The 23,802-nt window shown below is 40.8% G+C and carries 18 protein-coding genes; all 18 read left to right on the plus strand.

Annotated features, from left to right (window positions below):
- Positions 1-56: 56 nt before the first annotated feature.
- A complete protein-coding gene (gene tsf, locus NSS65_RS08345; protein WP_024424151.1) occupies positions 57-938 on the plus strand; it encodes a translation elongation factor Ts in 882 nt (293 codons plus the stop codon).
- 134 nt (positions 939-1,072) lie between these two features.
- Positions 1,073-1,795, plus strand: a complete 723-nt coding sequence (pyrH, locus tag NSS65_RS08350) for a UMP kinase (protein ID WP_008344767.1) — start codon at positions 1,073-1,075, stop codon at positions 1,793-1,795.
- 1 nt (position 1,796) lies between these two features.
- Positions 1,797-2,354 (plus strand): ribosome recycling factor, encoded by a 558-nt coding sequence (gene frr / locus NSS65_RS08355; RefSeq protein ID WP_024424150.1) that lies wholly within the window; start codon positions 1,797-1,799, stop codon positions 2,352-2,354.
- Between the two features lie 130 nt (positions 2,355-2,484).
- A complete protein-coding gene (locus NSS65_RS08360) occupies positions 2,485-3,267 on the plus strand; it encodes an isoprenyl transferase (protein ID WP_034281803.1) in 783 nt (260 codons plus the stop codon).
- 12 nt (positions 3,268-3,279) lie between these two features.
- Complete coding sequence (locus tag NSS65_RS08365; RefSeq protein WP_024424148.1) at positions 3,280-4,074, plus strand: phosphatidate cytidylyltransferase; 795 nt, start codon at positions 3,280-3,282, stop codon at positions 4,072-4,074.
- 39 nt (positions 4,075-4,113) lie between these two features.
- Positions 4,114-5,265: a 1-deoxy-D-xylulose-5-phosphate reductoisomerase gene (gene dxr / locus NSS65_RS08370; protein ID WP_326483442.1), complete on the plus strand. Its 1,152-nt coding sequence runs from the start codon at positions 4,114-4,116 to the stop codon at positions 5,263-5,265.
- A 6-nt stretch (positions 5,266-5,271) separates the two neighbouring features.
- A complete protein-coding gene (gene rseP / locus NSS65_RS08375; RefSeq protein ID WP_101677204.1) occupies positions 5,272-6,537 on the plus strand; it encodes an RIP metalloprotease RseP in 1,266 nt (421 codons plus the stop codon).
- 80 nt (positions 6,538-6,617) lie between these two features.
- Complete coding sequence (locus tag NSS65_RS08380) at positions 6,618-8,315, plus strand: proline--tRNA ligase (RefSeq protein ID WP_034281811.1); 1,698 nt, start codon at positions 6,618-6,620, stop codon at positions 8,313-8,315.
- Positions 8,316-8,448: 133 nt separating this feature from the next.
- Positions 8,449-12,702, plus strand: a complete 4,254-nt coding sequence (locus tag NSS65_RS08385) for a PolC-type DNA polymerase III (protein ID WP_235362306.1) — start codon at positions 8,449-8,451, stop codon at positions 12,700-12,702.
- A 425-nt stretch (positions 12,703-13,127) separates the two neighbouring features.
- Entirely contained in the window at positions 13,128-14,978 is a 1,851-nt protein-coding gene (locus NSS65_RS08390; RefSeq protein ID WP_326135106.1) for a glycoside hydrolase family 9 protein, read from the plus strand.
- A 33-nt stretch (positions 14,979-15,011) separates the two neighbouring features.
- On the plus strand, positions 15,012-17,117 hold the full coding sequence (locus NSS65_RS08395) for a glycoside hydrolase family 48 protein (protein WP_326135107.1): 2,106 nt from the start codon (positions 15,012-15,014) through the stop codon (positions 17,115-17,117).
- A gap of 80 nt (positions 17,118-17,197) precedes the next feature.
- Positions 17,198-18,427, plus strand: a complete 1,230-nt coding sequence (locus NSS65_RS08400; protein WP_326135108.1) for an endo-1,4-beta-xylanase — start codon at positions 17,198-17,200, stop codon at positions 18,425-18,427.
- Positions 18,428-18,451: 24 nt separating this feature from the next.
- On the plus strand, positions 18,452-19,585 hold the full coding sequence (locus NSS65_RS08405; RefSeq protein WP_326135109.1) for a cellulase family glycosylhydrolase: 1,134 nt from the start codon (positions 18,452-18,454) through the stop codon (positions 19,583-19,585).
- A 298-nt stretch (positions 19,586-19,883) separates the two neighbouring features.
- On the plus strand, positions 19,884-20,477 hold the full coding sequence (locus NSS65_RS08410; protein ID WP_326135110.1) for a hypothetical protein: 594 nt from the start codon (positions 19,884-19,886) through the stop codon (positions 20,475-20,477).
- The gene (locus tag NSS65_RS08415; RefSeq protein ID WP_041117404.1) at positions 20,470-20,763 is read left to right on the plus strand and encodes a transcriptional regulator; all 294 of its coding nucleotides are present in this window, start codon (positions 20,470-20,472) and stop codon (positions 20,761-20,763) included. Before NSS65_RS08410 ends, NSS65_RS08415 begins: the two co-directional genes overlap by 8 nt.
- Before the next feature lie 21 nt (positions 20,764-20,784).
- On the plus strand, positions 20,785-21,678 hold the full coding sequence (locus tag NSS65_RS08420) for an ABC transporter ATP-binding protein (protein ID WP_034281828.1): 894 nt from the start codon (positions 20,785-20,787) through the stop codon (positions 21,676-21,678).
- 233 nt (positions 21,679-21,911) lie between these two features.
- Positions 21,912-22,682, plus strand: a complete 771-nt coding sequence (locus NSS65_RS08425) for an ABC transporter permease (RefSeq protein ID WP_252050432.1) — start codon at positions 21,912-21,914, stop codon at positions 22,680-22,682.
- A gap of 78 nt (positions 22,683-22,760) precedes the next feature.
- Entirely contained in the window at positions 22,761-23,480 is a 720-nt protein-coding gene (locus NSS65_RS08430) for a pentapeptide repeat-containing protein (RefSeq protein ID WP_252050433.1), read from the plus strand.
- The last annotated feature ends 322 nt before the right edge of the window (positions 23,481-23,802 follow it).

The following is a 23,802-nucleotide window of genomic DNA, read 5'->3' on the forward strand; positions in this document are numbered from 1 at the left end:
ATCACCTTTTTTTCACCTAGTAATCCGTGTTTTAACATAGAAGGAGGAAATGTAAAATGGCAATTACTGCTCAATTAGTTAAAGAACTGCGTCAAAAAACTGGTGCAGGTATGATGGACTGTAAAAAAGCGTTAACAGAAACTGATGGTGACATCGAGAAAGCAATCGACCTTCTAAGAGAAAAAGGAATCGCAAAAGCTGCGAAAAAAGCAGACCGTATTGCGGCAGAAGGATTAACTCTTATCAAAACTGACGGCAACACAGGCGTGATCCTAGAAGTGAACTCTGAGACTGATTTCGTTGCGAAAAACGAAGGATTCCAAGCACTTCTTAACGAACTTGCTGATCATTTGCTTGCTGCTAAACCTGCAACACTTGAAGAAGCTCATGCTTCTAAAATGGAAAACGGTTCAACAGTTGAAGAGCATATCACATCTGCAATTGCGAAAATCGGAGAGAAAATCACTCTACGCCGTTTCTCTGTCATCACAAAAGAAGATAATGCTGCATTCGGTTCTTACCTGCACATGGGCGGACGTATCGGTGTGTTAGCTGTTCTTAACGGAACAACTGACGAAGAGCTTGCAAGAGACATCGCTATGCACGTTGCAGCTGTAAACCCTAAATACATTTCTCGTGACCAAGTGTCAGAAGAAGAAGCAAACCGTGAGCGTGAAGTATTAACACAGCAAGCTCTTCAAGAAGGAAAGCCTGAAAACATCGTAGCTAAAATGGTAGAAGGCCGTCTAAACAAATTCTTCGAAGAAATTTGCTTACTTGACCAAGCGTTCGTTAAAAACCCAGATGAAAAAGTGAAACAAGTTGTAGCAGCGAAAAACGCAACTGTTCAAACTTATGTTCGCTATGAAGTGGGCGAAGGTATCGAAAAACGTCAAGACAACTTTGCTGAAGAAGTTATGAGCCAAGTGAAAAAATAATGTTTGAAAAGCTCTCTGGGGCTTTTTTAGGGAGCACAAGCACTGTGTTCCCTATTTTTTAGAGGATATTGATTTACAAAAGACAGTTTCTTACGCATAATAAGAGACGGTATAGTTTACACTTGGAGGTTATCATGAGCAAACCGAAATATAATCGCATTGTACTGAAGCTAAGTGGCGAAGCACTAGCGGGTGATGCTGGAAATGGAATTAACCCAACTGTCATTCAATCAATTGCAAAGCAAGTAAAAGAAATTGCAGAGCTCGATGTTGAAGTTGCAGTCGTTGTAGGCGGAGGAAACCTTTGGCGCGGAAAGACAGGCAGTGATCTAGGAATGGACCGTGCAACAGCAGACTACATGGGGATGCTGGCAACAGTGATGAACTCACTGGCGTTACAGGACAGCCTAGAAACGCTTGGCATTCAGTCTAGAGTGCAAACCTCTATCGAAATGAGACAGGTTGCAGAACCATACATAAGAAGAAAAGCGATCCGTCATCTTGAAAAGAAACGTGTCGTCATTTTTGCTGCAGGAACAGGAAACCCTTATTTCTCTACAGATACTACGGCAGCACTTCGTGCAGCAGAAATTGAAGCAGATGTCATTTTAATGGCGAAAAATAATGTAGATGGTGTCTACAGTGCTGATCCTCGTACAGATGCGGATGCAGTAAAATATGATAAGCTTTCATACCTTGATGTACTTAAAGAAGGGCTTGCTGTAATGGATTCTACTGCGTCCTCATTATGTATGGACAATGACATTCCATTAATCGTCTTCTCCATTATGGAAGAAGGAAATATTAAACGTGCCGTAAACGGCGAATCAATCGGAACGATCGTGAGGGGGAAATAACGTGTCAAAAGAAGTGTTGAACCAAACGAAAGAAAAAATGGAAAAAGCCGTACAAGCCTACGGACGTGAGCTTGCAACTGTTCGTGCTGGCCGTGCAAATGCTTCACTGCTTGATAAAGTGACAGTGGATTATTACGGTGCACAAACACCGCTTAACCAAATTGCGTCGATCACAGTGCCAGAAGCACGTATGCTGATTATCACACCTTACGATAAAACAGCAATCGGTGATATCGAAAAAGCGATCCAAAAGTCTGACCTTGGCATCACGCCAACAAGTGACGGAAATGTGATCCGCATTGCGATTCCTGCGCTGACAGAAGAAAGACGTAAAGAGCTTGTGAAAGTCGTGAAAAAATACTCAGAAGAAGCAAAAGTAGCTGTTCGTAACGTGCGTCGTGATGCAAACGATGATTTGAAAAAGCTTGAGAAAAATGGGGAGATCACTGAAGATGAATTAAGATCATCGACAGAGGATGTTCAAAAATTGACAGATGAATATGTCGCTAAAATTGATGACGTGACGAAAGATAAAGAAAAAGAAATCATGGAAGTTTAAGAAAAAACTATGTACAATAGATAATAGTGAAAAGACCCTCTTCATGTTTACAGGGGGTTTTTTTGTTAATACTGTTGATGACTATATTATTTAGCGGGAACGCAACCTTTTTGGGTGATGGAGGAATCTCATGCTCAATATACTCAAAAATTGGAAGAATCAGCAAACAGCAGCTTCCAACTTAGAAAGCCTGACAAAAGAAGACATATTAAATGGAGAAATTCCTGAACATATCGCCATTATCATGGATGGGAACGGAAGATGGGCGAAAAAACGTGCTCTTCCACGGGTAGCAGGTCATCATGAAGGAATGAAAGTCGTCAAGCGCATGACAAAGCTTGCAAATGAGCTGAATGTCAAAGTGCTGACTTTGTATGCTTTCTCTACGGAAAATTGGAAACGTCCAAAATTAGAAGTAGACTTTTTAATGAAACTTCCTGAAGAATTTTTAAACATCTACCTGCCTGAACTCATCGAAGAAAATGTCCGTGTGCGTTTAACAGGTGATCCAGACGGCCTCCCGCAGCATACGAAAAAAGCGGTAGAGAACGCAGTAAAGAGTACGGCGAACAACGACGGACTCATTTTGAACTTTGCGCTCAACTATGGTGGGCGCACAGAAATCGTCTCCGCATGCAGACAAATTTCTGAAAAGGTCAAAGAAGGTAAGCTTCGAGCAGAAGACATCACAGAAGAGATGTTTTCAGCTTATTTAATGACAGAATCTCTTCAAGATCCGGATTTGCTCATTCGCACGAGTGGAGAAATTAGATTAAGCAACTTTATGCTTTGGCAAATTGCGTACAGCGAGTTTGTCTTTACGGATGTGCTTTGGCCTGACTTTTCTGATGAGCACCTTATAGGCGCTATCGGGGAGTACCAGCGCCGCGGCCGGAGGTTCGGTGGAATTTAGAGGGTGGTGCAGATGAAACAAAGAATTTTGACGGGTGTTTTGGCAGCTGCAGTCTTTTTGCTAGCAGTTATATATGGACAGATGCCATTTACCCTGCTGATTTATTTAATGGGAAGTGTCGCTCTCTTTGAGCTTTTAAGAATGAAAAAGATCTCGATTTTCAGCTTTCCTGGTATTGTCAGCTTAATATTGCTTTGGCTTTTAATGGGCGGAGACAACAGCTTCTTCCCAAACGTGGACGCATCAAAAATGCAGATTGCTTTATTTGCAGTCTTAATACTTTTAACTTATACAGTTTTGAGCAAAAACTCTTTCACATTCGATGAGGTTGCTTTTGTTGTATTAGCCACATTATATATTGGCGTTAGTTTCTATTATTTTATCCAAATTAGAGGCTTATATGGCATGAGTGCGATCTTCTTCGCAGCAGTGATTATTTGGTCTACTGACTCAGGAGCCTATTTTATTGGGAAATCTATGGGGAAACGAAAGCTTTGGCCAGAAATCAGCCCAAACAAAACAGTAGAAGGATTTATCGGCGGAATCGTCACAGCGGTCGTGTTGTCACTTGTGTTTCAGGCGGTTACAGGATTTTTGCCATCATATCTGCTTGTGATGTTTATTACTCTTTTACTCAGTATCTTTGGACAGCTAGGCGACCTTGTGGAATCTGCTTTAAAGCGTCATTATCACGTGAAGGATTCAGGGACAATTCTCCCTGGCCATGGCGGGATTTTGGACAGGTTTGACAGCTTTTTATTCGTTCTGCCGTTTTTATACTTACTGCTCGCAACGTTTGCCAGCTAACCTCATAGAAACTTATTGAACGAGAGAAGGAGTGGCAATTTGAAATATATTTCGCTATTAGGCGCAACAGGATCAATTGGAGAACAAACGTTAGATGTGATCAGTCAGCACCCGGACAAGTTTAAGCTGAAAGCCATGACATTTGGCAGAAATATAGCAAAGGCGATTCCGATCATTGAGCGCTTTCAGCCTGAATTCGTCGGCTGTGTAGACGAAGAAACCTATCACATGCTAAAAAATCATTCATTTGCATACGATGTGAAGCTGGCTGCTGGTGATGAAGCCAACATCGAGGCAGCGACCTATGATGCAGTGGACGTAGTGGTCAATGCACTTGTAGGGAGTGTTGGACTTGTTCCAACATTAAAGGCCATTGAACAAAAAAAGACGATTGCTCTCGCAAATAAGGAAACACTTGTGACGGCTGGTCATATAGTAAAAGAGTACGCTAAAACATATGATGTACCTTTACTTCCTGTCGATAGTGAGCATTCCGCTATTTTTCAATGCCTGCAAGGTGAACAAGCTAAAAATATTGAACGCTTAATCGTGACAGCTTCAGGTGGTAGTTTCCGAGATAAAAAACGAACTGAACTTGAAGGTGTTACGGTTGAAGAAGCGCTGAACCACCCGAACTGGTCGATGGGAGCGAAAATCACCATTGATTCAGCGACGATGATGAATAAAGGGCTCGAGGTGATCGAGGCACATTGGTTGTTTGATATCCCTTATGAACAAATTGATGTGCTGCTACATAAAGAGAGCATTATCCATTCGATGGTGGAATTTCACGACAAAAGCGTCATTGCTCAGTTAGGGACACCTGACATGAGAGTGCCTATTCAATATGCACTCACATACCCTGACAGGGCGCCGTTACAAGAAGCGAAATCATTGAACCTTTGGGAGATTGGACAATTGAATTTCCAAAAAGCGGATTTTGACAGGTATCGCTGCTTACATTTTGCTTATGAATCAGGTAAAATAGGAGGGACAATGCCTGCTGTACTTAATGCAGCAAATGAAATGGCAGTCGATGCATTTCTGAAAGGCAAAGTAACGTTCCTGCAAATTGAAGAATTGATTGAAAAGGCACTAATCAGACATCATGTGATTTCAACGCCTAGTTTGCAAGATATCCATGAAGTGGACAAAGATACACGAGACTTTGTTCAATCAATCCTCACATAAGGTGGTATGTTCGTGAATACAGTGATTGCGTTTATTATTATTTTTGGAACGCTCGTTTTTTTCCACGAGCTTGGCCATTTAATTATGGCGCAGCGCGCGGGGATTTTATGCCGCGAGTTCGCAATTGGTTTTGGGCCGAAGATTTTCTCCTTTAAACGAAAAGAAACCGTTTATACCATTAGACTTCTCCCTATTGGCGGATTTGTTAAAATGGCTGGAGAGGACCCTGAAGTTATCGAAATTAAACCAGGTCATACAGTGGGGCTCTTATTCAATGAGCAAAATGAAGTAGAAAAGATCATTTTAAATGATAAAGAAAAATATCCTGATGCACTTGTCATCGAAGTTGAGCAGATTGATTTAGATCATGCTATGAGAATCTCGGGATATGAAGCTGGAAATGAAGATATTCTGACTGGCTACAATGTCAGTCAAACAAGCTTCTATATTGCAGATGGTGAAGAAATTCAAATCGCACCATACAATCGTCAATTCGGTTCAAAAACGGTTTGGCAGCGAATTAAAGCTATCGCAGCTGGACCGATTATGAACTTTATTCTAGCGTATGTGATTTTGGTTGCTTTAGGTTTTATTCAAGGGGTAACCGTTGATGATCCTGTACTCGGTAAGCTGACGAAAGACGGCCGGGCGGCTGAGGCTGGACTCATGCAGGGAGATCACATCGTGTCCATTAACGGCGAGAAAATGAATTCTTGGACAGATGTCGTTCAAACAGTTCAAAAGAACCCTGAGAAAAAAATGAATGTCGTCATTGACCGAGACGGCAAGGAAAGCACTGTGCAGGTTGTACCAGAAGCTGTGAAAGCAGATGGGAAAAGCATTGGCCGTTTCGGATCATATCCGCCAACGGAAAATGGATTTTTGAAAGTTATTTCATCCTCTGGAACAACTGTCGTTTCAACGGCAGGTCTGATCTTAACGAACTTGCAAAAAATTGTCACAGGACAATTTTCACTAGACATGTTAGCAGGTCCTGTTGGAATTTATGACATGACAGGAGAAGTAGCCAAACAAGGTGTGTTAACATTAATGCAGTTTGCGGCGTTCCTCAGTATCAACCTAGGCATCGTGAATTTGTTACCGATTCCTGCATTAGACGGAGGACGTTTACTATTCTTATTTGTTGAAGCCATTCGCGGTAAACCAATTAATCGTGAGAAGGAAGCACTTGTTGTCTTTATCGGTGTTGCTTTCCTCATGCTGTTAATGTTAGTGGTAACGTGGAATGACATTCAGCGGTTATTTTTATAAAAACCATTCTCTCTTGTTTCTCATTCCGGGAAACAAGAGTTTTTGTGAGAAGTCCTATTTCATAAATGAGGTGTAACGACATGAGACAATCCCTGACTTTTATTCCAACTCTTCGAGAGGTGCCGGCAGATGCTGAGGCAAAAAGTCATCAACTCTTAGTAAGAGCTGGGTTTATTAGACAAAATACAAGTGGAATCTATCATTATCTGCCGCTTGCGCATAAAGTCATTCAGCATATTCAATCGATCGTCCGCAAGGAAATGGAAAAGGCAGGCGCAGCTGAGCTGCTAATGCCAGTGCTGCAGCAGGCAGAAATGTGGCAAGAGTCAGGAAGATGGTATACATACGGTCCAGAACTGATGCGTATGAAGGATCGCCACGGACGCGAATTTGCGCTTGGCCCAACCCACGAAGAAGTGATCACATCATTAGTACGCAGCGAAGTGAAATCGTATAAGAAGCTACCTTTAACACTATATCAGATTCAATCAAAATTCCGTGATGAACAGAGACCACGCTTTGGACTGCTGCGCGGACGTGAATTTATCATGAAGGATGCATACTCATTCCATTCTTCACCAGAAAGCCTTGATGAGACATACAACAAAATGTTTACGGCTTACTCTAATGTGTTCTCAAAAGTGGGTCTCAATTTTAGACCAGTCATTGCAGATTCAGGGGCAATGGGTGGAAAAGATACGCATGAGTTCATGGCGCTCTCAGAAGTCGGAGAGGATACCATCGCTTATTCTGATACGTCCTCATATGCCGCGAATATCGAAATGGCTGAGGCTGTATATCACGGAAAAGAAGCAAATCCTGCGGACTTCAAAGAGCTTGAAAAAGTCCATACTCCGCAAATGAAAACCATTCAAGATGTGGCTGGCTTTTTAGAAGTTGACCCTTCTGCTTGCATTAAATCTGTTTTGTTTAAAGCAGATGATGCGTATGTTCTGATCCTAACTAGAGGCGATCATGAAGTAAATGATGTGAAAGTGAAAAACTTGGTAGGAGCACAGCTTGTCGAGCTTGCTTCACGCGAAGAAGTGCTGAAAGTTATTGGAACTGAGCCTGGATTTGTTGGACCTGTTAAACTGGAAGCAGAAGTCGATATTTATGCGGACCTTGCTGTGAAGGGAATGACAAATGCTGTCGCTGGTGCAAACGAAGCGGATTATCATTATGTCAATGTCAATCCTGCACGTGACGTGTCAGTAAAAGAATTCACAGATCTTCGCTTGATTCAAGAAGGAGATGTTTCTCCAGATGGGGAAGGCACAATCCAATTTGCAAAAGGGATTGAAGTAGGACAAGTCTTTAAACTGGGCACTCGTTATTCTGAGTCGATGGATGCAACGTACCTCGATGAGAATGGTCGTGCGCAGCCAATGATTATGGGCTGCTATGGCATCGGCATCTCTAGAACGCTGTCAGCGATTGTTGAACAGCATCACGATGAGAAAGGAATCATTTGGCCGGAAACAGTGGCACCATATGACCTTCACCTCCTTGCATTAAATATGAAAAACGATGCGCAGAAAGAACTGGCTGAAACGTTGTACGAGCGCTTAGAAGATGAAGGCTTTGACGTACTTTTCGATGACCGCCAGGAGCGTGCAGGAGTAAAATTTGCAGACAGTGATTTAATTGGACTGCCAATTCGTATTAGCTGCGGAAAACGTTCAGAAGAAGGTATAGTAGAAGTGAAGTTTAGAAAATCAGGTGAATCACATGAAGTATCTGTTGATGATCTGATTTCATTTATACGCCAAGCATAAAGCGAACAAAAAAATGAAGGTACCTCCTGTAGAAAAGAGGTACCTTTCTGATTGACAAAAGGAGGGTCCTGTCTTGGATGAACAATTACCGATCACACGGCGGCAATTTCATATATTACTCAATCAGATTCAAATGACAGATGATGACCTCAGTCGTTACTTTGAAGAAGGAGAAATCGTCAAATTGACGGTGCATAAGGCGACGAAAACATGGCATTTCCTTTTTAAATTTAAAGCGCTTTTGCCTTACAAAGTATACGCCATGTTTCTCAGCAGGCTGACAAATGCATTTTCACATATTGCACAAATCACTTGTACGATTGAAGTGAGTGATCCGCACATATCTGAAGAACTCGTGCAATCGTACTGGTCACATTGTGTGGAAGAACTTCAAGGAATTTCTCCCCCAATCATCAGCTTGCTTCAGCAGCAAAAACCATCGCTGTCTGGACATAAAATCATCATTAAAACGAAAAGCGAAACAGAGGCACTCGCTATTAAGAAGAAGTACAGCCCGATGCTTCAGGCCGCATTTAAACAAGTGGGCTTTCCAGAGCTGCAATTCGATACAGAAATTTTTGTATCAGATCAAGAGATTCAGAAGTTCAGAGAACAAAAGCTTGCTGAAGATCAAGAAAGAGCCATGCAAGCCCTCACTGAGATGGAGAAGAAAGAAAGTGAGGAGCAGAATGAAGCTCCGTCAGGCCCTCTGATGATTGGCTATCAAATCAAAGACAATGAAGAAATTCGTACGCTTGATAGTATCATGGACGAGGAAAGAAGAATTACCGTTCAAGGCTACGTATTCGATGCAGAAACGCGTGAGCTGAAAAGCGGGAGAACGCTTTGTATCTTTAAGATCACAGATTATACAAACAGTATTTTGATCAAAATGTTTGCAAGAGAAAAAGAAGATGCTCAGCTGATGAAATCATTGAAAAAAGGCATGTGGGTGAAAGCAAGAGGAAGCATTCAAAATGATACGTTTGTCAGAGATCTTGTCATGATCGCCAATGATGTCAATGAAATGAAACCGCAGTTGAAAGAAGATACAGCACCTGAGGGTGAAAAGCGTGTGGAGCTTCATTTACATTCCCCTATGAGCCAAATGGATGCTGTCACTGGCATTGGCAGACTTGTTGAACAAGCAAAAAAATGGGGACATGAAGCAATTGCCCTGACGGATCATGCCGTTGTACAATCCTTCCCAGATGCGTATGCAGCAAGTAAAAAGCATGGCATCAAAATGATGTACGGTGTGGAAATCAACTTAGTAGACGACGGGGTACCGATTGCATATAACCCAGAGCACCGCTTGTTAGAGGATGCGACGTATATCGTATTCGACGTAGAGACAACTGGACTTTCAGCCGTTTATGACACGATCATTGAGCTGGCAGCAGTGAAAATAAAAGGCGGGGAAATCATTGACCGCTTTGAGGCATTTGCTAATCCCCATCACCCGTTATCAGCGACCACCATCGAATTAACAGGTATCACCGATGATATGGTGAGAGATGCACCAGATGTCGTCGACGTCGTGCGGGATTTCAAAGAATGGATTGGACAAGATATCCTTGTTGCGCACAATGCGAGCTTTGATATGGGCTTTTTAAATGCAGCGTATAAACGCCTGCTAAAAACAGATAAAGCGTCAAACCCTGTCATTGATACACTTGAACTTGGCCGGTTCCTTTACCCAGAATTTAAAAATCACCGGCTGAACACTCTTTGTAAAAAGTTCGATATTGAACTGACGCAGCATCACCGGGCGATTTATGATGCAGAGGCGACAGGCTATCTCATGCTGAAGATGCTAAAAGATGCGGCTGAAAAAGAGATTGCCTATCACGATCAATTGAATGAAAACATGGGGCAGTCGAATGCTTACCAGCGCTCACGTCCTTACCACGCGACATTGATTGCTCAAAATGAGACTGGCCTTAAGAATTTATTTAAGCTTGTTTCACTTTCTCATATTCATTATTTCTACCGGGTCCCGCGTATTCCGCGCTCTCAGCTTGAGAAATATCGAGAAGGTTTAATTGTTGGGTCTGCTTGTGATAAGGGTGAGGTATTTGAAGGAATGATGCAAAAGTCACCTGATGAGGTGGAAGACATTGCAGCATTTTATGACTATTTAGAAGTACATCCGCCAGAAGTGTATCAGCACCTGCTGCAGCTTGAGCTAGTTCGAGATGAGCGTGCGTTAAAAGAAATCATCACAAACATTGTCAAGCTTGGCGAAAAGCTGAATAAACCAGTTGTGGCGACTGGAAATGTACATTACCTGCATCCAGAGGACAAAATTTATCGTAAAATCTTAATTTCATCACAGGGTGGAGCGAATCCGCTGAACCGCCATGAACTGCCAAAAGTTCATTTTAGAACGACAGATGAAATGCTCGAAGCCTTCTCCTTCCTAGGAGACGAAAAAGCGAAAGAGATCGTCGTAACAAATACGCAAAAGGTATCTGAGATGGTCGAAAGCATTAAACCTATCAAAGATGATCTTTACACACCAAAAATTGAAGGTGCAGATGAAGAAATACGGGAAATGAGCTATCAAATGGCGCGCAGCATCTACGGAGATGATTTGCCGAAAATCGTAGAAGACCGCATTGAGAAAGAATTAAAAAGTATTATCGGTCATGGTTTCGCCGTTATTTACTTAATCTCTCATAAGCTCGTAAAAAAATCACTTGATGATGGATATCTTGTTGGTTCAAGGGGATCTGTCGGCTCATCTCTTGTTGCGACATTAACAGAGATTACTGAAGTAAATCCACTTGCACCTCATTATGTATGCCCAAGCTGTAAGCACTCTGAGTTCTTTAATGACGGATCTGTTGGTTCAGGCTTTGACCTTCCTGATAAGGACTGTCCAGAATGTGGAACGCCGTATAAAAAAGATGGACATGATATTCCGTTTGAAACGTTCTTAGGTTTTAAAGGAGACAAAGTACCTGATATTGACTTAAACTTCTCAGGCGAATATCAGCCGATCGCACATAACTATACGAAAGAGCTGTTCGGTGAAGATTATGTATACAGAGCAGGTACGATTGGTACCGTTGCAGAAAAAACAGCATATGGTTACGTAAAAGGCTATGCAGGAGATCATAACCTTCATATGAGAGGCGCTGAAATCGACCGGCTTGTACAAGGCTGTACAGGGGTAAAACGAACAACAGGCCAGCATCCAGGCGGGATTATCGTTGTGCCTGATTATATGGACATTTACGATTTCTCACCTATTCAATACCCAGCAGATGCGACAGGTTCCGATTGGAAGACGACACATTTTGATTTCCATTCGATCCACGATAACTTGCTCAAGCTGGATATTCTTGGGCACGATGATCCAACGGTCATTCGTATGCTTCAAGATTTAAGCGGAATCGATCCAAAAACGATTCCAACAGATGACCCTGAAGTCATGAAGATTTTCCAAGGGACAGAGCCACTAGGTGTAACAGAAGAGCAAATTGGCTGTAAAACAGGTACACTCGGTATCCCAGAATTTGGGACAAGATTTGTTCGGCAAATGCTAGAGGATACAAAACCAACGACCTTCTCAGAGCTTGTTCAGATTTCTGGACTATCACACGGTACGGATGTTTGGCTCGGAAATGCGCAAGAGCTCATTCACAATAAAACGTGTGAACTAAGTGAAGTAATTGGGTGCCGTGATGATATTATGGTCTATCTCATCTATCAAGGCTTAGAGCCGTCACTTGCCTTTAAAATCATGGAATCTGTTCGTAAAGGAAAAGGACTTCCTCCTGAATGGGAAGAAGAAATGAAGAATAATAATGTACCAAACTGGTATATTGATTCTTGTAAAAAAATCAAATACATGTTCCCTAAAGCCCACGCGGCTGCTTATGTGTTAATGGCTGTTCGGATTGCTTATTTCAAGGTGCATCATGCACTCCTGTACTATGCAGCTTACTTTACCGTTCGTGCGGATGACTTTGATATTGAAACGATGACAAAAGGATCGAATGCGATACGAGCTGTTATGGATGACATTAACTCTAAAGGTCTAGATGCATCACCGAAAGAAAAGAACCTATTAACTGTACTAGAGCTTGCACTTGAAATGTGTGAAAGAGGCTACCACTTCAAAAAAGTTGACCTCTACCGCTCAAGTGCAACGGAGTTTATCATTGATGGAGACGGTTTAATACCGCCATTTAACTCAATCCCCGGACTTGGTACAAACGTTGCGTTAAATATTGTCCGCGCGCGGCAAGATGGGGAATTCCTCTCAAAAGAAGATTTACAAAAACGCGGAAAAGTGTCGAAGACCATCCTTGAATATTTAGATCGTCAAGGCTGTTTAGAAGCACTTCCTGATCAAAACCAGCTTTCTTTATTTTAATGTGATAAATAAGAGCGCCCTAAAAGGGCGTTCTTTTCTCTATATACAATAATTTTATTATGTTAACTAATAAAGTTTTCCCATCAATTGGAATTATTTTCTTATTCATTCATATATCTTGATTTAGCGTGATGTTTTAAGAGAAGAGATTGTATGTCATTCTTTCTACCCAAATAGAGCTCAAAAGAGAATTTCGCCGTCTGAAATGTTCTCAAGCGACATATGATCATTCTGGGTACAGTCAGAAGGAGAATCAAGAGAAAACCTTCGATGAGCGTAAAGCTGATTGCTGTTTACTATGCTTATTTTTGAAACATATTTGATTCTTTTCAAAACTGTACAGATCACGAAATGAAGGATAGAAAGGAGGCGGTCGCGTCTATTGATCAATGTTTCACTAAAAAGAAGGGGTGAGCAATAGAGAAATGGCATCTTACAACTATGTAGAGGTTCTCCAAAAATCCATGCTGTTTTATGAAGCGCAGCGGTCAGGCCGGCTTCCGGAAAGTAATCGTCTTAACTGGCGGGGAGATTCTGGACTAGAGGACGGGAAGGATGTTGGGCATGACTTAACTGGCGGCTGGTATGATGCAGGAGATCATGTGAAATTTGGACTTCCGATGGCTTATTCAGCAGCCGTGCTTGCATGGACAGTATATGAATACCGGGAAGCTTATGAAGAAGCAGAATTGCTTGATGAGATCTTAGATCAAATCAAGTGGGCAACGGATTATTTTTTGAAAGCACATACAGGACCGAATGAATTTTGGGCGCAAGTAGGTGATGGAAACGCCGATCATGCTTGGTGGGGTCCAGCAGAAGTGATGCCGATGAACCGGCCAGCTTTTAAAATTGATGAACATTGTCCTGGCACAGAAGTAGCTGCACAAACTGCGGCGGCTTTAGCAGCAGGTTCTATCATTTTTAAAGAAACAGATGCGTCCTATGCAGCAAAGCTTTTAACACATGCCAAACAGCTATATGCATTTGCTGACAGGTATCGCGGCAAATATACAGATTGTGTCACCAATGCGCAGCCATTTTACAACTCCTGGAGCGGCTATGTTGACGAACTTATTTGGGGCGGGATCTGGCTGTACTTGGCGACAAATGAAGAAACCTATTTAAACAAAGCATTAAAAGCGGTAGAGGAATGGCCGAAGGATTGGGATTATACGTTTACCATGTCATGGGACAATACTTTTTTTGCCTCACAAATCTTACTAGCAAGAATCACGAAAGAAAACAGATTTATAGAATCGACAGAGCGCAATCTTGATTACTGGACTACAGGTCTTGTTCAAAATGGAAAAGTAGAAAGAATCACCTATACGCCTGGCGGTTTGGCATGGCTTGATCAATGGGGTTCACTTCGTTATGCCGCCAATGCAGCATTTTTAGCCTTTGTCTATGCTGATTGGGTATCTGATCAAGAAAAGAAAAATCGATACCAATCGTTTGCGATTAAGCAAACTCACTATATGCTAGGGGATAATCCGCTGAATAGAAGCTATGTCGTTGGTTTTGGCCAGAATCCTCCGAAGCACCCGCACCACCGTACTGCACATGGCTCATGGTCGAACCAGCTGACAAATCCTCCAGTTCATCGGCACACACTTTATGGAGCGCTTGTTGGAGGTCCTGATGCACAGGATCAATATGACGATGACATCTCGGATTATGTATCAAACGAGGTGGCGACTGATTATAATGCCGCCTTCACTGGAAATATCGCCAAAATGGTGCAGCTGTTTGGTCAAGGGCAATCAAAGCTGCCCAATTTCCCGCCTAAAGAACAGGTGGAGGATGAGTTTTTTGTAGAGGCAGCTGTGATGCATAACGATACAACATCTACTCAAGTGAAAGCAGTGCTATACAACCGGTCCGGCTGGCCGGCAAGAAGCAGTCAAACACTGTCCTTTAGATATTACGTCAATCTGAGTGAGGTCTTTTCAAAGGGGCTCACTGAAAAGGATATTCAAGTGACAGCAGCCTACAATGAAGGCGCTTCCTTATCACCTTTAAAGGTATATGACGCATCAAGCCGCGTCTATTTTGCAGAAATCGATTTTACGGGCGTAGCTATTTCTCCTAGGGGAGAATCTGAGCATAAGAAGGAAATACAATTTCGATTATCTGCTCCAAATGGATCGAATATATGGGATGCCTCAAATGATTATTCCTATCAAGGATTAACATCCAATATGCAAAAAACAACGAAGATTCCTGTCTTTGACGATGGTGTTTTAGTATTTGGCACACTTCCAGACAAATAAAAAAACAATGATTTTATTGAAAGGGTGAAGGACTTGTCAAACAAAGAACGGTTTTTAACGCTTTATCATCAAATCAAAAGCGATGCGAATGGATATTTTTCACCAGAAGGAATTCCGTATCATTCAATCGAGACGCTCATTTGTGAAGCACCTGATTACGGACATATGACAACTTCAGAAGCGTATAGCTATTGGCTGTGGCTTGAGGTGCTGTACGGACATTATACAGGGGACTGGAGCAAATTAGAGGCAGCTTGGGACAATATGGAGAAGTACATCATCCCAGTCAATGAAGATGGACATGATGAGCAGCCGCATATGAACGCTTACAATCCGTCCAGCCCAGCCACATACGCAGCAGAGAAACCATTTCCGGATCAATACCCAAGCCAGCTGACCGGTGCTCGTCCTGCTGGTCAAGATCCAATTGATAGTGAATTGAAATCAACCTATGGGACGAACGAAACGTATTTAATGCACTGGCTCCTTGACGTAGATAACTGGTATGGCTATGGCAACTTGCTCAACCCATCACATACAGCCGCCTATGTGAACACATTCCAGCGTGGACCGCAAGAATCTGTATGGGAGTCCATCCCTCATCCATCACAGGACGATAAATCTTTTGGTAAGCCGAGTGAAGGCTTTATGAGCTTGTTCACAAAAGAAAATCAAGCTCCAGCTGCCCAGTGGCGCTATACGAATGCAACGGATGCTGATGCGCGTGCGATACAAGCGATGTATTGGGCAAAGGAGCTCGGCTATAATCAGTCAGCTTATCTTGATAAAGCGAAAAAAATGGGGGATTTCCTCCGTTACGGCATGTACGATAAATATTTTCAAACGATTGGAAGCGGGAAGCAGGGGAATCCGTATCCTGGAAACGGAAAGGGTGCCTGTCATTACTTAATGGCATGGTATACCTCTTGGGGCGGAGGACTTGGGGAGTATGCAAACTGGTCATGGCGTATCGGAGCGAGCCATTGTCATCAAGGATATCAAAATCCTGTCGCTGCTTATGCTTTATCCTCAGATAAAGGAGGCTTAAAGCCATCTTCAGCAACAGGGGCAAGCGATTGGGAAAAAACACTAAAGAGACAGCTTGAATTTTACGTATGGCTTCAATCGAAAGAAGGAGCCATAGCAGGAGGCGCAACCAATAGCTGGAATGGGGACTATAGCGCTTATCCAGCAGGAAGAAGTACTTTTTATGATATGGCATATGAAGATGCACCTGTTTACCTTGACCCGCCTTCAAATAACTGGTTTGGAATGCAGGCGTGGCCAATGGAGCGCGTAGCAGAGCTTTATTATATTTTTGTAAAAGATGGCGACAAAACATCTGAAAATGTCCAAATGGCCAAATCTGTCATAACAAAATGGGTCAGCTATGCCTTAGATTACATTTTTATCGGCAGCCGTCCTGTGTCGGATGAAGAGGGTTATTTCTTAGATGAGCAAGGACAGAGAATTCTAGGGGGAACGAATGTTTCGGTTGCTACAACAAGTGCGCCTGGAGAGTTTTGGCTTCCTGGAAATATTGCTTGGAGCGGACAGCCTGATACTTGGAATGGGTTCCAGTCTGCAACAGGAAATCCAAATTTAACAGCTGTAACTAAAGATCCGACTCAGGATACGGGCGTATTAGGAAGTCTAGCCAAAGCTTTGATATTCTTTGCTGCAGCCACAAAGCAGGAAACAGGTGATTATACAGCGCTTGGTGCAAGAGCGAAAGATGCAGCCGCGCAGCTCCTAGAGGTTGCATGGAATTACAATGATGGCGTCGGCATAGTGACAGAGGAAGATAGAGAAGACTATGACCGTTTCTTTAGAAAAGAAGTGTATTTCCCAAATGGATGGAATGGGACATTTGGTCAAGGAAATCAGATTCCTGGAGCCAGCACCATTCCTTCTGACCCGCAGCGAGGAGGGAATGGGGTCTATACGAGTTTTGCTGATCTTCGTCCGAAGATTAAACAAGATCCAGCATGGTCTTCACTCGAAAGTAAATATCAGTCTTCATTTAATGAAGCTACAGGCAAATGGGAGAATGGCGCACCAGTTTTCACTTATCACCGCTTCTGGTCTCAAGTGGATATGGCCACTGCCTATGCTGAATACCATCGTCTGATCAACTAAGAGGTTAAAATCAAGCTGCCGGCTTCTAGCCGGCAGTTTGATTAGTAATATCAATCCAATGAAGATAAGGGTGATTTCACATGGTCAAAGAAAGAAGCTTTCTTCATCATTCATTCAATAGAGGCGAAAATGGGCAGGAAAATCTGATGTGGAAAAAAGAGGCGGATGATCGAATCTCAGAGCATAGACAAAGAGATCTTGTGATCAACGTGACAAACGGCGAAAAAAAGCCAATAGCAGGTATAGAGGTTGAAATAAAGCAAATCAGACATGAATTCGCCTTTGGTTCAGCGATGAATGAACAAGTGTTATTTAATCAACAATATGCTGATTTTTTCGTAAAGCATTTTAATTGGGCTGTTTTTGAAAATGAAGCAAAATGGTATGCGAATGAGCCAGAAAGAGGGAAAATCACCTACGAAAAAGCAGATGCGATGCTGAATTTTGCAGATCGACATCAGCTTCCAGTGAGGGGGCACGCTTTATTTTGGGAGGTAGAGGATGCGAATCCAAGCTGGCTAAGGTCACTGCCGAATCACGAAGTATATGAAGCTATGAAAAACCGGCTTGAGCATGCGGGCAATCACTTTAAGGGAAGGTTCCGTCATTGGGATGTAAACAATGAAATGATGCATGGTTCATTTTTTAAAGATCGCTTTGGGAAAACTATTTGGAAGTGGATGTATGAAGAAACGAAAAAAATTGACCCTCAAGCACTATTGTTTGTGAATGATTATAATGTGATCTCTTATGGTGAACACCATGCCTATAAAGCGCATATCAATGAACTGCGTCAGTTAGGCGCACCTATTGAGGCGATTGGGGTTCAAGGCCATTTTGAAGAACGGGTCGATCCAGTCATTGTCAAAGAGAGGCTCGATGTGCTGGCTGAGCTTGGTCTTCCAATATGGGTCACAGAGTACGATTCTGTTCACCCTGACCCTAATAGAAGAGCGGATAACCTGGAGGCTTTATATCGCGTCGCATTTAGTCATCCAGCCGTAAAAGGAGTGCTGATGTGGGGATTTTGGGCAGGTGCCCATTGGAGAGGTGAACATGCAGCCATCGTGAATTATGATTGGTCTTTAAATGAAGCAGGCCGACGTTATGAAAAGCTTTTAAATGAGTGGACGACCCAAAGAGTTGAAAAAACAGATGCTAATGGCCATGTGAAATGTCCAGCATTTCACGGAACATATGAGATTCGAATCGGTAAAGAAAGTAAAATGTTGAAACAGCAGACAATTGCACTTGATTCAAATGAACAAACACCGTATCAACTAGATGTGATCCTGCCTCAAGAAGGATAGAGATAGATTGTGAGGAGAATGTAAATGAAAAAGTTGGCTCAAAGAGTGTCTTGCTTCATACTTGTAGCCGCTATATGGTCTGGCTGGTTTTCGCTTACGATGAAGGCCGCCGCTTATGTGCAGACGTCTGGTACACAATTTACGCTGAACAATCAACCATTTTACTTCGCCGGCACAAATAATTACTATTTCCATTATAAATCTAAAAAAATGGTAGATGCTGTGTTCGATGATATGAAAGCAATGAATTTAAAGGTCATACGGATTTGGGGCTTTCACGACGGGGCCCCTCAAGAGAACTCAGTCTTACAATCTAGTCCAGGCGTCTATGAAGAATCTGGTTTTCAAAAACTAGATTATGCAATTTATAAAGCAGGACAGGAAGGAATAAAGCTTGTGATCCCACTAGTGAACAATTGGGATGACTTTGGCGGGATGAATCAATATGTGAAGTGGTTCGGGGCAGAATCGCATGATGCTTTTTATACAGATTCTCGTATTCAAAAAGCATACAAAAATTATGTGCGTTATGTATTAGAAAGAACCAATACGTATACAGGTGTTCAATATAAAGACGATCCAGCTATTATGACTTGGGAATTAGCCAACGAGCCGCGGATGCAGTCAGATCCCACGGGAAATGTACTAGTCAAATGGGCAGATGAAATGAGTACATGGATCAAATCGCTGGATCGTCACCATCTTGTTGCAGTAGGAGATGAAGGATTCTTTCGCATACCAGGACATGAAGATTGGTTTTACGGTGGAGGAGAAGGCGTCGATTGGAACCGTTTAACATCTCTTCCTAATATCGATTATGGAACCTATCATCTGTACCCAGATCACTGGAATAAGTCTGCTGCCTGGGGAGTGAAATGGATCGAAGACCATATCAACCGCGGGAATTCAATCGGAAAGCCAGTTGTGCTAGAAGAGTTTGGCTATCAAAATCAATCAGCTCGTCCTGACGTATACCAAAGCTGGCTGTCAGCAGTTGAGCGGCTCGGAGGGGCTGGCAGTCAATTTTGGATTTTAACAAGCATTCAGGACGATGATTCGCTCTATCCGGATTATGACGGTTTCCGCATCATAAAAGGGAGCAGGGAGGCAGCACTTATCAGTGAACATGCGAAAAGAATGAATGAAAAGAACCGATGACGAATGCCTGCTGAATAAGGAACTGTTTATATAGCTCACTCCAATTAGTAATTCTTACTTTTCAGACAGAATATTTATCACTTTTTCTATATTTAAATTTCTTGAAATATGAAGCGATTATGAGACCAAGTTCCAGAAACGATCAAGAAGCAGAAGGTATTTATGAGATTTCGTTGAAAGGAAGGGGGTGGTTATATTTATTTTAATTCATAAAAAGGAATTTCCAATAACTTGACTAAATGGAAATTTAATTCTATACTCTGTAGTACAGAGTTCTTTGTGGAAGAGGAGTTTATTTATGTCTAATGAAAAATTTAATAATTCAGAAATATTAGAGAATTTATCTCATATCAAGACGATTACAAACTATAAAACAGAGTATTGTAAACAAACCAGTATTTATTTTATCATTTGGGGCCTTATTTGGATAATGGGATATTCAATACCTTTACTTTTTGCTCATTCTATAACTGCAGCTGTCTTTTGGCTTATTTTAGGCATTGCTGGCTGGCTTATCACTTTAACTACTTATTTTAAACAAAAGAAAATGATACCGATGCCCTTGTTTTTAAGAACTCAATTGCAATACACATGGCTTGGTATTGGAATCATTTTAGGTATCTTTATTTTTTTAATATGTGTTGGTTTATTACCATATACATTAAATAATTTACCCTTCTATGTTGTTTTATTGGTTTCCATCATGTATTTACTCTTAGGTATTGTTCTGGCTAAAGAGATCTTTATTATGGGGTTCTGGCTAAGTGTTTTAGGTGTAACTACATTTTTATTATTTCCTAGTTTAATGAACATTATCTTCGCTTTTATAGGTGGAGGAAGTTTGTTATTAACTGGTGTGATTTTAAAAAGAAAAGGACAAGGAAATGAGTAATGTCAATAGTTTAAATGATTTAATCCATCCAAAAGTCCGGTTAGGGATTATGAGTTTATTAATGATTTATGAAAAATGTGATTTTAGCTTCTTAAAAGGTTCTTTATCTGTAACAGATGGTAATTTGGGCTCGCATTTAAAAAAATTAGAGGAAGCAGGCTATGTGCTAATTACAAAGACCTTTGTGGATAAAAAACCAAAAACAATCGTTAGTATAACAGATTTGGGAGAGCAAGCCTACAAAGAATATTTGAGTGTTATTGAAGCCATTTTAAAAAATAAATGAGATGAAAGGAAAGGGTGCCGAATGTTGCAAATAGAAAACGTCAGTAAAAAATATGGAACTTCCCAAGCGTTAAGAAGTGTTACATTAACGATTCCAGAAGGAGTTTGTTATGGATTAATAGGTCCAAATGGGTCTGGTAAATCAACCTTGATGAAAATTATATCTCACATCATTAAATCATATGAAGGCAAAGTTGAGCATGTTGGTGAATCTAAAAGTGCGCTCGGCTACATACCGCAAGACATCAGCTTAGAGGAAAAATTAACAGCGAAAGTAAATATGGAGTTTTTTGGACAAATTTATGGTTTAAAAGGGAAAACATTAGATGAAAGAGTAGAAAAAACACTAAAAGATGTAGGATTGTGGGAAAGAGCAAATGATATCGTTGAAAGCTTTTCAGGAGGAATGAAACGCCGTTTGAATATTGGCTGCGCTTTAATGCATGCTCCTAAGTTAATTCTTTTAGATGAACCGACAGTGGGGGTAGATCCTCAATCAAGACGTTATATTTTCGACATCATTAACAAATTGAAGGAAGAGGGAAGAACTATTATCTATGTTAGTCATTATATGGAGGAAATAGAGAGTTTATGTGATTATGTGGCTTTCATTGATAAAGGGAACATTGTTGAAGAAGGCAAAATAGATGAGCTTTTGAATCGTTACGCAGAAACATCAGTCTTTTTTGAATCTAAGATTCCTAATAAAACATTAACTAATCTCGGGTATGATTTTGTAACTTATCAAGGTGGAGTGTTAGTTAAAACTACAAAACCATTAGATACTTTAGAAGATTTGGCTAAACTGAGTAAGAAGGAATCATTGGTTCCCCAACAATTATCTTTGTACAGACCGAGACTTGAAGATGTCTTTTTTCAATTAACAGGAACAGATTTACGTGATCAATTACAATAAAAATGCCCTTTATGAATGAAAACCACTCTCGTATTTCAATGAAAATAACTTAAAAGAGTGACTGATGTAGAAAGAACATAAATCTAACGAACAGAATTAATTTGTGTGTACCGTAGATTTAAAATCATAAGTAATTAGTCAACATTATTTGACTAATTCTAATTCGCCACATCCGCAAATGGTAAAATAAATAAAAAATGTGATTATTTAAGAGTTGTATAGAAGGGAATCAAATGAATATAACGGGAGTGATTTTTATGTGGCCACTAGTCCGCATCGAATCTATAAAACAGGTGAAAGATCGATCATTGTTGTTCTGGACCATTTTATTACCAGTTGCTTCAATTATTCTTTTAATAGAATTATTTACATCAGGTAGTTCTCAAGTACAAAAAACATTGGTTGCTTCTCAATCAGTGACAGGGATGAGCGTGTTTTTCTCCACATTTGTCATTATTTCAATTGTCATTAGTTTTGTAAAAGATCGTGAGAAAGGAATTGTGGCAAGGCTGGCAAGTACTCCTTTACAGCCGCATCATTTTTTTCTTGGAAAGTGCGTTCCGTTTTTTATTATTATCTTATTTCAAGTTTTGCTGTTAACCATTTTAGGGGTTTATTTATATGGTATTGAAATAACACAATACAGCTCGTATTTCTTAGTAGTTGTCCTATTATCAATGCAAGTGACTTCATGGGGAGTTGCCATCGCTGCATTTGCTAAAACTGAGAATACAGGCTTAGTGATGACAAACATGATTGCTTTAGGGACAGCGGTTGCTTGTGGTTTATGGACTCCATTTGATCAATTACCTAGTTATCTCAAAATAATTGGTATGCTCTTCCCGCAGTATTGGGCACATCAAGGCTTAGTGCAATCAGTATCAACACTACCAGGAGGAGAGAATTTGATCTTAGTAACAGCAGTCCTTATAGGCTATACACTGTTAGGGTTTATTCTTTCGTTGGTTGGCTATAAAAAATATATAAAGAGAGCCAGAGGCTAGTCACTAAAAATTTCAGCTAAATGTTATGCACCGCCAAATCAATGCATGTATGCTGTCTGTAGAAAAAGGAGTGAGGCAATGTTAAGTGAAGAGTTAGAACTGTATGTTGAAAGTTGTTTTCGCCCATATAAAAAAGACAAAACATATGAAGAAAAGAAAAAAGAATTATTAGAGCTGCTTGGAAATGTTAAATTAAAACTCGAAAATGATGGATTAAAAGATGCAGAGGTTCAGGATATGCTTATTGAAAAGCTGAAATCAGGCGAAATAAGCATTGATAACCATACATTAGTAATTGATGATCATAACCGCGTAGAGCACGTGAAAAAAATATTTGTTAATGCTGATTTAGAATGGTTAACATTTATAAATGTTAAATATAAGTTGTGCGATTTTAAGGGACTATCGATTGTACAAAAAGTAATGAGCCATTCAGATTTTAATGGGTGTTATCTGAGAAAAGTTAATATTAGCCATTCTAAAATTTCCTCAACTACCTTTGAAAAGAGTGATTTGACTCAATCTCATTTTGAACATTGTGAGATAACGAATTCATCCTTATATGGCTGTCATTTACCCAACATTAGTATGGATGAATCATCTTTAATCAATGTTTTATTTGAAAATTGTTATTTTAAAAACATTTCTTTTGAGAATTCTAAATTAATCAATGTTAATTTTAAATCATGTACGATTAAAAAATTAAACTTTATTGGAGCGACAATGGATAAAATGACTTATCATATTTTAGAAGGAGAAGGGGCAGATTTAAGCGGTGTGGAAGTAATCGATATTTAATACAGCAGGGGCTATTGAGAAAAATCTCAATAGCCTTTTATTTTTGTTTTATTCACTATCTCTTGCTGCCCCATTAACATGATATGAAAGTTTAATGCAAGGTTTTCGTTAAGCAAAATAAATGTGGAGAACTTCTATTTTCAAATAAAAGATGCCCACCCACCCAGCTAAGTCTTCTTTGCTAGGTGGGCGAGCGATCTTTTCAATGATATGTCGAAAAACTAAAGTTGATTAGAAAGTTGAAGAACTTGAGATGATTGTTGTGCAAGTGCAGCGCGCAGCCATTGGTTCGAATAAATGTTGACCTTCCCCATGTACCTTA

The organism is Bacillus sp. FSL K6-1006, assembly GCF_038593175.1.
Lineage (GTDB): Bacteria > Bacillota > Bacilli > Bacillales > Bacillaceae > Bacillus > Bacillus safensis.

What these genes read in the sequence shown, in the direction of transcription:
- NSS65_RS08420 (WP_034281828.1), top strand. Translation starts at nt 20,785, where the DNA reads ATGTTGCAAATAGAAAACGTCAGTAAAAAATATGGAACTTCCCAAGCG.
- NSS65_RS08385 (WP_235362306.1), top strand. Translation starts at nt 8,449, where the DNA reads ATGACAGATGATGACCTCAGTCGTTACTTTGAAGAAGGAGAAATCGTC.
- NSS65_RS08425 (WP_252050432.1), top strand. Translation starts at nt 21,912, where the DNA reads ATGAATATAACGGGAGTGATTTTTATGTGGCCACTAGTCCGCATCGAA.
- NSS65_RS08410 (WP_326135110.1), top strand. Translation starts at nt 19,884, where the DNA reads ATGTCTAATGAAAAATTTAATAATTCAGAAATATTAGAGAATTTATCT.
- NSS65_RS08380 (WP_034281811.1), top strand. Translation starts at nt 6,618, where the DNA reads ATGAGACAATCCCTGACTTTTATTCCAACTCTTCGAGAGGTGCCGGCA.
- NSS65_RS08360 (WP_034281803.1), top strand. Translation starts at nt 2,485, where the DNA reads ATGCTCAATATACTCAAAAATTGGAAGAATCAGCAAACAGCAGCTTCC.
- pyrH (WP_008344767.1), top strand. Translation starts at nt 1,073, where the DNA reads ATGAGCAAACCGAAATATAATCGCATTGTACTGAAGCTAAGTGGCGAA.
- tsf (WP_024424151.1), top strand. Translation starts at nt 57, where the DNA reads ATGGCAATTACTGCTCAATTAGTTAAAGAACTGCGTCAAAAAACTGGT.
- rseP (WP_101677204.1), top strand. Translation starts at nt 5,272, where the DNA reads ATGTTCGTGAATACAGTGATTGCGTTTATTATTATTTTTGGAACGCTC.
- NSS65_RS08390 (WP_326135106.1), top strand. Translation starts at nt 13,128, where the DNA reads ATGGCATCTTACAACTATGTAGAGGTTCTCCAAAAATCCATGCTGTTT.
- NSS65_RS08415 (WP_041117404.1), top strand. Translation starts at nt 20,470, where the DNA reads ATGAGTAATGTCAATAGTTTAAATGATTTAATCCATCCAAAAGTCCGG.
- NSS65_RS08430 (WP_252050433.1), top strand. Translation starts at nt 22,761, where the DNA reads ATGTTAAGTGAAGAGTTAGAACTGTATGTTGAAAGTTGTTTTCGCCCA.
- NSS65_RS08365 (WP_024424148.1), top strand. Translation starts at nt 3,280, where the DNA reads ATGAAACAAAGAATTTTGACGGGTGTTTTGGCAGCTGCAGTCTTTTTG.
- NSS65_RS08405 (WP_326135109.1), top strand. Translation starts at nt 18,452, where the DNA reads ATGAAAAAGTTGGCTCAAAGAGTGTCTTGCTTCATACTTGTAGCCGCT.
- NSS65_RS08400 (WP_326135108.1), top strand. Translation starts at nt 17,198, where the DNA reads ATGGTCAAAGAAAGAAGCTTTCTTCATCATTCATTCAATAGAGGCGAA.